This is a genomic window from Cellulomonas telluris, assembly GCF_004886325.1.
In the GTDB taxonomy this organism is placed as follows: Bacteria; Actinomycetota; Actinomycetes; order Actinomycetales; family Cellulomonadaceae; genus Cellulomonas; species Cellulomonas telluris.
The window spans coordinates 655,051-667,277 of the sequence record NZ_QXFN01000003.1; the positions used below are offsets into that span (position 1 = coordinate 655,051).

General features: G+C 76.6%; 11 protein-coding genes and 1 tRNA gene. All 12 read left to right on the plus strand.

Annotated features, from left to right (window positions below; genetic code table 11):
* Nucleotides 1-106 precede the first annotated feature (106 nt).
* The 12 genes from FB586_RS11835 to FB586_RS11885 all read left to right on the plus strand — a co-directional run bounded on the left by FB586_RS11835 (nucleotide 107) and on the right by FB586_RS11885 (nucleotide 12,181).
* The gene (locus tag FB586_RS11835) at nucleotides 107-3,604 is read left to right on the plus strand and encodes an Rne/Rng family ribonuclease (protein ID WP_370741073.1); all 3,498 of its coding nucleotides are present in this window, start codon (nucleotides 107-109) and stop codon (nucleotides 3,602-3,604) included.
* A 235-nt stretch (nucleotides 3,605-3,839) separates the two neighbouring features.
* A complete protein-coding gene (rplU, locus tag FB586_RS11840; protein ID WP_222928360.1) occupies nucleotides 3,840-4,148 on the plus strand; it encodes a 50S ribosomal protein L21 in 309 nt (102 codons plus the stop codon).
* 58 nt (nucleotides 4,149-4,206) lie between these two features.
* Nucleotides 4,207-4,461 carry a 50S ribosomal protein L27 gene (gene rpmA, locus FB586_RS11845; protein ID WP_136519493.1) on the plus strand — a complete coding sequence of 85 codons (255 nt, stop codon included), beginning with the start codon at nucleotides 4,207-4,209 and terminating at the stop codon, nucleotides 4,459-4,461.
* A gap of 187 nt (nucleotides 4,462-4,648) precedes the next feature.
* Nucleotides 4,649-6,163: a GTPase ObgE gene (gene obgE / locus FB586_RS11850; RefSeq protein WP_136519494.1), complete on the plus strand. Its 1,515-nt coding sequence runs from the start codon at nucleotides 4,649-4,651 to the stop codon at nucleotides 6,161-6,163.
* 68 nt (nucleotides 6,164-6,231) lie between these two features.
* A complete protein-coding gene (gene proB / locus FB586_RS11855) occupies nucleotides 6,232-7,371 on the plus strand; it encodes a glutamate 5-kinase (protein ID WP_136519495.1) in 1,140 nt (379 codons plus the stop codon).
* Nucleotides 7,372-7,437: 66 nt separating this feature from the next.
* The gene (locus FB586_RS11860; RefSeq protein WP_136519496.1) at nucleotides 7,438-8,766 is read left to right on the plus strand and encodes a glutamate-5-semialdehyde dehydrogenase; all 1,329 of its coding nucleotides are present in this window, start codon (nucleotides 7,438-7,440) and stop codon (nucleotides 8,764-8,766) included.
* Nucleotides 8,767-8,872: 106 nt separating this feature from the next.
* Entirely contained in the window at nucleotides 8,873-9,028 is a 156-nt protein-coding gene (locus FB586_RS19425; protein WP_168800537.1) for a hypothetical protein, read from the plus strand.
* Nucleotides 9,029-9,054: 26 nt separating this feature from the next.
* Complete coding sequence (nadD, locus tag FB586_RS11865) at nucleotides 9,055-9,645, plus strand: nicotinate-nucleotide adenylyltransferase (protein ID WP_136519497.1); 591 nt, start codon at nucleotides 9,055-9,057, stop codon at nucleotides 9,643-9,645.
* Nucleotides 9,638-10,870, plus strand: coding sequence for a hypothetical protein (locus tag FB586_RS11870; protein WP_136519498.1), 1,233 nt, complete (start codon nucleotides 9,638-9,640; stop codon nucleotides 10,868-10,870). Before nadD ends, FB586_RS11870 begins: the two co-directional genes overlap by 8 nt.
* A gap of 72 nt (nucleotides 10,871-10,942) precedes the next feature.
* Entirely contained in the window at nucleotides 10,943-11,329 is a 387-nt protein-coding gene (rsfS, locus tag FB586_RS11875; RefSeq protein ID WP_136519499.1) for a ribosome silencing factor, read from the plus strand.
* Entirely contained in the window at nucleotides 11,326-12,039 is a 714-nt protein-coding gene (locus tag FB586_RS11880; protein WP_136519500.1) for a histidine phosphatase family protein, read from the plus strand. The genes rsfS and FB586_RS11880 overlap by 4 nt, the downstream gene beginning before the upstream one ends.
* A gap of 69 nt (nucleotides 12,040-12,108) precedes the next feature.
* Nucleotides 12,109-12,181, plus strand: a tRNA-Ala gene (locus FB586_RS11885).
* The last annotated feature ends 46 nt before the right edge of the window (nucleotides 12,182-12,227 follow it).

The window sequence follows — 12,227 nt, forward strand, 5'->3', positions numbered from 1 at the left end:
GACCGACGACTTCCGTCGCCGAGCCGGGTCTTCCGGGGGAGCGACGACGACCGCCCGGGGGCGCACGACGTGTGGACGGGGCCCCCGGTACACAGGAGCACCCCGCGTGACCCCCGAGAACACCCCCGAGAACGCGACCGCAGCCACGTCCGGCGGGGGTGAGGCGCCCCCGCGGCGCCGCCGCCGCGTCGTGCGTGACGTGGTGACCCCGCCCGTCGTCGAGGCCACGCCGGCCGTCGAGCCGGCGGCTCCCGCCGCTGCGACGCCCGCGCCCGAGCCCGCCCCCACCCGGGTGGCCGCGGAGCCGGCACCCGTCGAGCCCGCGCCCGCGGCGCCGGCCCGCCCGCGCCGCTCGCGCCGCGTGACCCGCACGGTCGTGCTGCCGGAGGCCGGCGAGGAGACGCCGGCAGCCGCGGAGGCGACCGCGGAGCCGCAGCCGGAGGAGGACGTCATCCCGGCGCCCGCCGAGGACGCGGACGAGGTCGCCCCGGACGACGACGCGCAGCCGCAGGACACGGTGCCCGCCGCCGACGAGGCGCAGCAGGCACCGGCCGAGGAGCCCGCACCGGCCGAGGAGCCCGCGGCCGCCGAGGAGCCCGCACCGGCGCAGAAGCCGCGCCGCAGCCGCCGCCGTGCCGCGGCGGCGCCCGAGCCGGCCGTCGAGGACGCGCCCGCCGAGGCCGCCGAGGCGACCCCCGCCGCCGAGGCAGCACCGGCCGCTGAGCCCACCGAGCCCGCGTCGGACGACGCGGCCGCCGCCGAGGCGCCGGCGAAGAAGACGAGCCGCCGCCGCTCGACGCGCCGCACGCCGGCCACCGTCGAGGACGCGAGCATCGACACCGCGCTCGCCACGACCGCGGCGAGCCCCGCCGCGCAGGAGTCGGCGCCGGAGCCCTCGGCCCCGCAGCTGGACGTGCTCGCCGAGCTCGGCCCCGTCCGCACGCCGACCGCCACCGAGGGGGGCACGCCGCCGCGCGCCCGCCTGGCGACGACGGCCGTCCTGTTCCAGGCGCCCGACGCCACCCGGCCGCGGCGCCGTCGCGCCCAGGTCGCGGCCGGCTCGCCCGAGGAGATCTCGCAGGCGGCGCACGCCGCGCCCGAGGACGAGGTCGTCGAGGAGCAGCCGACCGCCCCGGCCGAGGAGACCGAGGGCGGCACGCGCTCGCGCCGGCGCGGACGTGGCGGCCGCGGCCGCAGCCGTCGCGGCGGCGAGGAGACGACGGAGCCGACCGAGGACGTCACGACGGACGACGAGGCCGTCGTCGAGGACGCGCCGGCCGACGACGTCGCCGACGACCAGGACGACGACGCGCGCATTGACGAGGACGACGAGGGTGCGCCGCGCCGGCGTCGTCGCCGCGGTGGCCGGGGCCGCCGGGGCCGCGCCGAGGGTGCCGCCGAGGGCGACGAGCCCGAGGGCGAGCCCGACGAGGAGGCCGAGGCGGAGCCCGACGAGCAGGCGGCCGACGAGGCCGCCGGCGACGAGGAGGGCGGCGGCTCCAGCCGGCGCCGCCGCCGTCGCCGCCGTGGCGCCCGCGGCGAGACGGCCGACGAGCCGCGGCGCTCGCGCTCGGCCGGGGACGAGGTCACCGCGCTGCGCGGGTCGACCCGTCTCGAGGCCAAGCGGCAGCGCCGGCGTGAGGGCCGCGACGCGGGGCGTCGCCGTCAGATCATCACCGAGGCCGAGTTCCTGGCGCGGCGCGAGTCCGTCGAGCGCTCGATGATCGTGCGCGAGCGGCACGGCCGCACGCAGATCGCCGTGCTCGAGGACGGCGTCCTCGTCGAGCACTACGTGTCGAACCAGGCGCAGGCGTCGATGGTCGGCAACGTCTACCTGGGCCGCGTGCAGAACGTGCTGCCGAGCATGGAGGCGGCGTTCGTCGACGTCGGCAAGGGCCGCAACGCCGTGCTGTACGCCGGCGAGGTCAACTGGGACGCGGTGGGCCTCGAGGGGCAGCCGCGCCGCATCGAGCAGGCGCTGAAGTCCGGCGACTCCGTGCTCGTGCAGGTCACCAAGGACCCGATCGGGCACAAGGGCGCGCGCCTGACGAGCCAGATCACGCTCGCCGGCCGCTACCTCGTGTACGTGCCCGGCGGCGGCATGACCGGCATCAGCCGCAAGCTGCCCGACACGGAGCGCTCGCGCCTGAAGAAGATCCTGCGCGACCTCGTGCCCGACTCGGCCGGCGTCATCGTGCGCACGGCCGCCGAGGGGGCGAGCGAGGAGGAGCTGCGCGCCGACGTCGCCCGTCTGCAGGGCCAGTGGGAGGCCATCGAGAAGAAGGCCCGCACCGCGTCCGCACCGGCGCTCCTGCAGGGGGAGCCGGACATGGCGATCCGCGTGGTCCGCGACATCTTCAACGACGACTTCTCCTCGCTCGTCGTCGAGGGCCACGACGCGTGGACGACCATCTCGACGTACGTCGGCGAGCTCGCGCCCGACCTCGCGGCGAAGGTCTCGAAGTGGACCGGCACGCAGGACGTGTTCTCCGCGCACCGCGTGGACGAGCAGCTCGCGAAGGGCATGGACCGGAAGGTCTGGCTGCCCTCGGGCGGGTCGCTGGTGATCGACCGCACCGAGGCGATGACGGTCGTCGACGTCAACACCGGGAAGTTCACCGGCGCCGGCGGCACCCTCGAGGAGACGGTGACGCGCAACAACCTCGAGGCCGCGGAGGAGATCGTCCGCCAGCTGAGGCTGCGCGACATCGGCGGCATCATCGTCATCGACTTCATCGACATGGTGCTCGAGTCGAACCGCGACCTCGTCCTGCGCCGCCTGGTCGAGTGCCTCGGCCGCGACCGGACGAAGCACCAGGTCGCCGAGGTGACCTCGCTGGGTCTGGTGCAGATGACCCGCAAGCGCGTCGGGCAGGGCCTCGTCGAGGCGTTCAGCGAGACGTGCGAGCACTGCCACGGGCGTGGCTTCGTGGTGCACGCCGACCCGGTCGAGAAGAACCCGCGTCCGGACGCCGGCGCACCGCAGGCGGCCGAGGGTGAGTCCAAGCGCTCGCGCCGCAAGCGCGGCAACGGCGGCGCGGCGGAGGCCGCCCCGGCGCCCGCGCCGGTCGTGCCGGTGCTGCCCGAGGCGCGCGAGGCGGTCAAGGCCACGCTCGCGACGATCGCCGCGGCGGCCGCGCACGCGCACGACCACGACCACGACCACGCCGACGAGGCAGACCGTCCCGGCGACCCGGCGGGCGGCCCGGCCGCGGGGGACGTGGCGGTCGTCGAGGAGACGGTGACCCAGGTGACGACGGACGTCGTCGTCGAGGCCACGCTCGCAGCACCGGCCCAGGACACCGCCGCCTCCGACGAGGCCCCGTCCGACGACGTCGTGCACGACGACGCCGGGTCCGACGCCGCGCCGGCCGCGCCCGCCCAGGGCGCGCCGGAGGCCCCGACGCTCGACGTGCTCGCGGAGCTCGCCGCCGCGGGCGTGGCCCCGGCGGCGCCGGGTGCGACGCCCGAGGACGCGCAGGGGACCTCGGCGCAGGAGGTGCTCGAGCTGCACGCGGTCGCGCCGGAGGTCTTCGACGTCCCGGCGGACGACGACGAGCAGGGCGACCCGGACGGCGACGCCGTGCGGGACGGGGACGACTGACGCACCGGGGCGCGTTTGACCCGACGCGACGGGGTCCGTACCCTAGAACGTCGGTGCGCCGCGTGCGCGCCGGTGCGTGACGGCCCCGCGGCCGCCGCGCCGGTGCCGGTGCACGTGCCGTCGACCGCCGACGCGAACCCCTGAGCCTGCTGGCCGGGTGGTGCGCGGGCACCGGCGGTGACGAGACACCGAACGAGCAGTACCGAAGGTCCGACGAGCAGAGATGAGCAGCAACGTGGTGTACGCGATCGTGAAGGCCGGCGGCCGCCAGGAGAAGGTCGCCGTGGGCGACGTCGTCGTCGTCGACCGCCTCGCCGCGGAGACGGGGTCGACGGTCCAGCTGCCGGCGCTCCTGCTCGTCGACGGCGAGAAGGTCACGACGGACGCCGCGGCCCTGGCCGCGGTGACGGTGACGGCGGAGGTCGTGCGGGACGAGAAGGGCCCGAAGATCGACATCCTCAAGTACAAGAACAAGACCGGCTACCGCAAGCGCCAGGGTCACCGCCAGAAGCTGACCCGCCTGAAGGTCACCGGCATCCAGTGAGCGGGGCCGCCTCGAGCGGCTCCTCCCCGTCGTCCCGCAGCAAGAGAGCAGGTCAGTCATGGCACACAAGAAGGGCGCGAGCTCCTCGCGCAACGGTCGCGACTCGAACGCGCAGCGCCTCGGCGTCAAGCGCTTCGGCGGTCAGGTCGTCAAGGCCGGCGAGATCCTCGTCCGCCAGCGCGGCACGCACTTCCACCCGGGCGCCAACGTGGGCCGTGGCGGCGACGACACGCTGTTCGCGCTGACCGCCGGTGCGGTCGCCTTCGGCACCCGTCGTGGCCGCAAGGTCGTCGACGTCGTCGCGGACCTCTGAGGCGCGACACACAACCCGATCGCTGACGGAGGGGCGCACCGGTGCGGTGCGCCCCTTCGTCGTGTGTGACGATCGAAAGGAGGCGGAGCGGCACCCGCCGCCCCCTCACGAGCACGTGGAAGGCCCCCGCCCGACGGCGGCAGGGCCAGGACCAGGCAGGCGCACCCGCGCCGGAGGAGGACACACCGTGGCGACGTTCGTCGACCGGGTCGTGCTGCACGCGACCGGTGGTGACGGGGGGCACGGCTGCGCGTCCGTCCACCGCGAGAAGTTCAAGCCCCTGGCGGGCCCCGACGGCGGGAACGGGGGCAACGGCGGGTCCGTGATCCTCGAGGTCGACCCGCAGGTGACCACGCTGCTGCCGTTCCACCACCTGCCCCACCGGCACGCCGGGAACGGCACGCAGGGCATGGGGGACCACCGCAACGGCGCGACCGCCGAGGACCTCGTGCTCGGCGTGCCCGACGGCACCGTCGTGAAGTCGCCCGACGGGCAGGTCCTGGCGGACCTCGTCGGCGCCGGCGCGCGCTACGTGGTGGCCGCCGGCGGCCGCGGCGGGCTCGGCAACGCCGCGCTCGCCTCGCCGCGGCGCAAGGCGCCCGGGTTCGCGCTGCTCGGCGAGCCCGGCGAGGCGGCCGACGTCGTCCTCGAGCTGAAGACCATCGCCGACGTCGCGCTCGTCGGCTTCCCCAGCGCGGGCAAGTCCAGCCTCGTCGCGGCGATCTCGGCGGCGCGCCCGAAGATCGCCGACTACCCGTTCACGACGCTCGTGCCGAACCTCGGCGTCGTGCAGGCCGGCGACGCCCGGTACACCGTGGCGGACGTCCCCGGGCTCATCCCCGGGGCCTCGCAGGGCAAGGGCCTGGGCCTGGAGTTCCTGCGGCACATCGAGCGCTGCGCGGTCGTCGTGCACGTGCTCGACTGCGCGACGCTGGAGCCCGGTCGCGACCCGATCAGCGACCTCGACGTGATCGAGGCCGAGCTCGCCGCGTACGCCGAGGACCTCGAGGTCGCCGCCGGCGGCGTCCCGCTCGTCGAGCGTCCCCGGGTCGTCGTGCTCAACAAGGTCGACGTACCGGAGGCGCGCGAGCTGGCGGACATGGTCCGGCCCGACCTCGAGGCGCGCGGGCTGGCCGTGTTCGAGATCTCCACCGCGAGCCACGAGGGCCTGCGCCCGCTGACGTTCGCGCTCGCCGAGCGTGTGGAGCAGGCGCGCCGCGCCGCGCCGCCGGCCGAGCCGACGCGCGTCGTGCTGCGTCCGCGTGCCGTCGACGAGTCCGGGTTCACGGTCACGCGGCGCGAGGCCGGCGGGCAGGTCTGGTTCGCGGTGCGCGGCGAGAAGCCCGAGCGCTGGGTGCGTCAGACCGACTTCTCCAACGACGAGGCCGTCGGCTACCTCGCCGACCGGCTCGCCCGGCTCGGCGTCGAGGACAAGCTCTACGAGGCGGGCGCCGTGGCCGGGGACGAGGTGCGCATCGGCCCCGAGGAGAACGCCGTCGTCTTCGACTGGGAGCCGACGCTGCTCACCGGTTCCGAGCTGCTCGGCGGGCCGCGCGGGTCCGACCTGCGGCTCGAAGAGCGGGCGCGTCCGACGCGCGGCGAGAAGCGCCAGGAGTACAAGGAGCGCATGGACGCCAAGACGGCCGCGCGCGCCGAGCTGTGGACGGAGCGCGAGCAGGGCGTCTGGACCGAGCCCGAGTGACGCACGCCGCGCGTCCGGGCACCGGAAAGGCGTCGGGTCGCGTGGCGGTGGGACGGCATCATGGCCGGGTGAGCTCCGCCGCCCTGCAGGGCCGTGACCAGCTGCCGGCCGCGGGCCGGCTCGTCGTCAAGGTCGGGTCGTCGTCCCTGACGACGCCCGACGGCCACCTCGACCCCGAGCGGCTGCGCGTCGTGGTCGACGTGCTCGCCGAGCGCCGGGCTGGCGGCACGCAGGTCGTGCTCGTGTCGTCCGGCGCCATCGCCGCGGGCATCGGGCCGCTCGGGCTCGCCGCCCGGCCGCGCGACCTCGCGACGCAGCAGGCCGCCGCGTCGGTGGGCCAGGGGCTGCTCGTCGCGCACTACACGCGGGCCTTCGCCGCGCACGGGCTGCGGGTCGCGCAGGTGCTGCTCACCGCCGAGGACACGTGGCGGCGCGGGCAGTACCGCAACGCGCACCGTGCGCTGACCCGGCTGCTCGACCTCGGCGTCGTGCCGATCATCAACGAGAACGACGCGGTCGCCACCGACGAGATCCGGTTCGGCGACAACGACCGCCTGGCGGCGCTGGTGTCCCACCTGGTCCACGCCGACGCGCTCGCGCTGCTCACCGACGTCGACGCCCTGTACACGGGCGCGCCGTCCCGACCCGGCTCCCGGCGCATCGCCGAGGTGCGCGGCCCGGCCGACATCGCGGACGTCGACGTGTCGTCCCGGGGGAGCGCCGTCGGGACGGGCGGGATGGTGACGAAGCTCGACTCGGTGGCCATCGCCACGCAGTCGGGCATCCCGGTCGTCCTGACGTCGGCCGCCCTCGCCCGCCGGGCGCTGGCCGGCGAGGACGTCGGCACGTGGTTCGCGGCGACGGGGCGGCGGTCGTCGATCCGCCGCCTGTGGCTCGCGCACGCGGCGCGCACGCACGGGCGCCTCGTGCTCGACGACGGCGCCGTGCGCGCGGTCGTGGAGCGCGGCACGTCGCTGCTGCCGGCGGGCGTCACCGGGGTCGAGGGCGCGTTCGAGGCGGGGGACCCCGTCGAGCTGGTGGACGGCGCCGGCGCGGTGGTGGCGCGGGGTCTCGTCTCGTACGCCGCCGACGAGGTGCCGCAGCTGCTGGGCCGCTCCACGGGCGACCTGCGCGACGCGCTGGGCCCGGGGTACGACCGCGAGCTCGTCCACCGCGACGACCTGGTGCTGGTCCGCCGCCGTCGCTGACGCCGGGCCCGCGCCCGCCCGCCGGACGCCCCTGACCGGCGGGGGAGCGCGGACTACCCTGGCGCCATGACGACCCAGCTCGAGCCCACGGCCCCGTCGCCCGCGTCCGGCGCGGTGCCGGCCCCGGCGGGCACCGCCGAGGACGCGGTGCTCGCGGTCGCGCGGCGCGCGAAGGTCGCCGCCCGCAGCCTCGCGACCGCGACGCGCGCGACCAAGGACGCCGCCCTGCACGCCATGGCCGACGCCCTCGTCGACGCCGCGGACGCGATCGTCGCCGCGAACGCCGACGACCTCGCACGCGGCCGCGAGGCCGGCATGTCGCCCGGTCTGCTGGACCGCCTCGCGCTGGACCCGACCCGCATCGGCGCGATCGCCGACGCGCTGCGCGAGCTCGCGGGCCTGCCCGACCCGGTCGGCGAGGTCGTCCGCGGCCAGACGCTGCCGAACGGCCTGCGGCTGCGGCAGCTGCGCGTCCCCATGGGCGTCGTCGGCATGATCTACGAGGCCCGTCCCAACGTGACGGTCGACGCCGCCGGGCTGGCCCTCAAGAGCGGGAACGCCGTCGTGCTGCGCGGCGGGTCCGCCGCCGCGAGCAGCAACGAGGCGATCGTCGGCGTGCTGGCGCGCGCGCTGGAGGCGCAGGGCCTGCCGGGCGACCTCGTGCAGTCGATCGACGCGTGGGGCCGGCAGGGCGCGGTCGCGCTCATGCACGCCCGCGGGCTCGTGGACGTCCTCGTGCCCCGGGGCGGGGCGGACCTGATCGCCACGGTCGTGCGCGAGTCGACCGTGCCCGTCATCGAGACGGGCGTCGGCAACGTGCACGTCTACGTCGACGCGTCCGCCGACCCGGCCGTCGCCCTGCCGATCCTGCTCAACGCCAAGACGCAGCGCGTCGGGGTGTGCAACGCGGCGGAGACCCTCCTCGTGCACCGCGACGCCGCCGAGGGCTTCCTGCCGTCCGCGCTGACGGCGCTCGCGGAGGCGGGCGTGACGCTGCACGGCGACGCCCGGACCCAGGAGCTCGCACCGGCGGACGTGCCGGTGGTCCCGGCCACGGAGCACGACTGGGCGACGGAGTACCTCGCCCTCGACCTGGCCGTGCGCGTCGTCGACGACCTCGACGAGGCGCTGGAGCACATCCGCACCTGGAGCTCGGGCCACACCGAGGCCATCGTGACGCGGGACCTCGCGGCGAGCGAGCGGTTCGTCGCGGAGGTGGACTCGGCGGCCGTCATGGTCAACGCGTCGACGCGGTTCACCGACGGCGGTCAGCTCGGGCTGGGCGCCGAGATCGGGATCAGCACGCAGAAGCTGCACGCCCGCGGGCCCATGGGCCTGGCCGAGCTGACGACCACGAAGTGGGTCGTGCACGGCGACGGGCACGTGCGGCCCTGACCGACACGCCCGGGCGTCCGTGCGACACTGGGACGCCGTGGCGCCGACCGGCGACCGGACCGGGGCCCACCCGCGACAGCCACGCGACGACCACCAGGAGGACGACGTGCACGCCACCCTGATCGCCGCGGCCGAGGAGGCCGCCGCCCACGGGACCGAGCTCCCCTTCCCGCCCGCCGTGTTCGGCGTCGGCGGCTTCGTCGGCCTCCTGGCGCTGCTGCTCATCACCTACGCCTTCCGCAGCGTCGGGTCGCGCCACTGACGGTGCTCTCCGCAGCCGAGGGTCACGTGCCGCGCATCGGGGTGATGGGCGGCACGTTCGACCCCATCCACCACGGCCACCTGGTCGCCGCGAGCGAGGTCGCCGCGCGGTTCGCCCTCGACGAGGTCGTGTTCGTCCCGACGGGCCAGCCCTCGTTCAAGCAGGACACGGTCGTCACCGAGGTCGAGCACCGGTACCTGATGACGGTGATCGCCACGGCGTCGAACCCGCGGTTCACGGTGAGCCGCGTCGACGTCGACCGGCCCGGGCTGACGTACACCGTCGACACGCTGCGGGACCTCAAGGCGGAGCGTCCGGACGCCGACCTCTACTTCATCACCGGTGCCGACGCGATCGCGCAGATCCTCACGTGGAAGGATGCTGCCGAGCTCTTCGACATGGCGCGGTTCGTGGCGGTCACCCGTCCCGGGCACGCGTTGTCGGTCGCCGGCCTGCCCCAGGGGCGGGTCGACGTCCTGGAGGTCCCCGCGCTGGCGATCTCCTCGACCGACGTCCGTGCACGGGCCCGGGCGGGAGAGCCGGTGTGGTACCTCGTCCCGGACGGGGTGGTCCAGTACATCGCCAAGCACAGGTTGTATCGAGGTCGTGATGAGTGAACCCGGAGAGCGCCGCCGCCGTCGCGAGATGGAGCGGGCCGCCCTGGAGGGCGCGTCCGCGACCGGACCGACGGGTCCGTCCGCACCCGTCGGCACGCCCGGCGCCGGCGAGTCGCCGGTGCCCGGCTCACGCCGTGCGATGCGCAGCCGCCTGGTGACCCCTCCCGGCGGGACGAGCGCCTCCCCGCAGCAGGGCGGCACCCCCTCCTGGACGCCCGGGCAGCAGCCGCCCGCGCCGCGTGGGCCGGTGCCGTCACCGCAGCCCGCGCCCGGCCCCCCCGCGGCGGACGCCGGCGCCCGGTCGCGCCGCTCCTACCGCGACCCCTCGCTCGACCCGACCGCGTCGCCGCGGCCCGCGCCCGCGACGTGGCAGGCGTCGGCCCCGCCGCCCGTGGCGACGCCGCGACCCGACGACCGTCCCCGCACCGCTCCCGCCCCGCGGCCCTCCGCGGCCCCGCAGCCCGGGCCCGGTGGTGCGGGTGCGCCGCGCGGCTGGTCGCCGGCTCCGGCCGAGCCCCCGCGCGCCGCCGAGCCCCGCGCCGCGGCACCGGCGGACGCGCGTCCGTGGGGACCGCGCGACGGTGCCGCCGGCGGTCCGAGCTGGGCCGCCTCCGCGCCCGCCGTGCCTCCCGCGCAGCCGTCGCCGCCGCGCACGTCCGCGTGGGGCGGCGGCGGTGCCGCGAGCGCCTGGGGCGCGACCGAGGCCCCGGCAGCACCCTCCGCCTCGCCCGGTGGCCGCACCGCGTCCTCGGCACCCCGTCCCGTGCCCGCACCTGCGCCCGCCCCGGCCCCGTCCCAGGGTCCGGTCTGGGGCGCGACCGCAGGGCGGCCCGCGGGCGCCCCCGCTGCCGGCGCCCAGGGCCTCGCGGGCGCTCCCGCGAGCGGGACCGAGCCGGCCGCGTCGTCGGCTCCCGCACCCGGGGCGCCGCCCCGGCCGCAGGCGGGCTCGCCCGACCCGGTCGTCCCGGTCCGCGGTGACGCCCCGACGCCCTGGGGCCGTGCAGCCGCCGCCGAGGACGAGCACGACGACGTGGACGACCTCGACGACGAGCGCGAGCGCCGGCGGCACCCGTACACGTGGCTGCACCTGCTGATCCTGGCGCTCGTCGCGTTCGTGCTCGGCTTCCTCGTCATGCTGCTGCTCATCCGGACCCGCGAGGACACGGCAGCGGCCCTCGTGCCGACCCTCTCGCTGCTGGTGGGCGGGGGAGCACCACCGCTCTGACCGTCGCGCGGACGCCCACGCGGTCCGCGCCCACCCGGCGCCGTCCGGCACCGACGACCCCCGAGGAGACCCGTGCCCGCGAGCACCCGTGCGATCGAGCTGGCCCACGCGGCCGCCCGTGCCGCGTCCGACCTGAAGGCGCAGGAGATCATCGCGCTCGACGTCAGCGAGCAGCTCGTGCTGACCGACGTGTTCCTCATCGCGTCCGGCACGAACGAGCGCCAGGTCGGCGCCATCGTCGACGCCGTCGAGGAGGCGCTGCACAAGCAGGGCGCGAAGCCCGTGCGACGTGAGGGCAAGGCGCAGGGGCGCTGGGTCCTCATCGACTTCGGCGACGTCGTCGTGCACGTGCAGCACGCGGAGGACCGCGTGTACTACGCCCTCGAGCGGCTGTGGAAGGACTGCCCCGTCATCGAGCTGCCCGCGGACGAGCGGGGCGCGCAGGACGGCGAGGCGTGAGCGCGGCCGGCGCCCGCGCCGGACGTCTCCTGCTGTGGCGGCACGGCCGCACGGCGTACAACGCGACCGCCCGCCTGCAGGGGCAGGTCGACATCCCGCTCGACGACGCCGGCCGGTGGCAGGCGCGCACGGCCGCGGCCCGCATCGCCGCCCGCTACACCCCGACGCTGGTCGTCAGCTCCGACCTGTCCCGTGCGGCTGAGACGGCCGACGCGCTGGGTCGCGTGCTCGACATGCCCGTCGAGCGCGACCCGCGGCTGCGCGAGCGCGGCTTCGGCGTGTGGGAGGGCCTGACCGGCCACGAGATCGAGGAGCGCTGGCCCGCAGAGTTCGCCGAGTGGCGCGCCGGCGGAGACCCCGCGGGGGTCGGTGCCGAGAGCCGCGCCGAGGTGGCCGCTCGCGTCGGCGCCGCCGTGCGCGAGCACGCCGCGCGGGCGGGCCGTGACGGGACCGTCGTCGTCGTCTCCCATGGCGCGGCGATCGGCTCGGTCGTCGCGGACCTGCTGGGGCAGGCGCCGCACTGGCGGGGCGTCGTGGGCATGATGAACGCCCACTGGGCGGAGCTCGCCGCGGACCGCTCCGACGCCGAGCCCGGCTGGCGCCTGCACGGGTACAACCTCGGGCCGACCGACGCGTCCTCGGACTGGAACGCCGGCCCGGACGTCCCCGCCGAGGAGGACGCCGACTCCGAGACGCGCGACCCCGATTAGCGTTTCGGGGCCCGATCGTCCTATGCTTCCTGAGCGCCTCACGGGGCGCACGGGGTCCGCGAGGACCACGGGGCTGTGGCGCAGCTGGTAGCGCACCTGCATGGCATGCAGGGGGTCAGGGGTTCGAGTCCCCTCAGCTCCACCGAAACCGCTGGTCAGAGGCCACGCCGGGATCCTGAACACAGGAG

Coding starts and splice junctions, on each gene's coding strand:
- rpmA (WP_136519493.1), top strand. CDS start 4,207: ATGGCACACAAGAAGGGCGCGAGCTCCTCGCGCAACGGTCGCGACTCG.
- FB586_RS11860 (WP_136519496.1), top strand. CDS start 7,438: ATGACGACCCAGCTCGAGCCCACGGCCCCGTCGCCCGCGTCCGGCGCG.
- FB586_RS11870 (WP_136519498.1), top strand. CDS start 9,638: ATGAGTGAACCCGGAGAGCGCCGCCGCCGTCGCGAGATGGAGCGGGCC.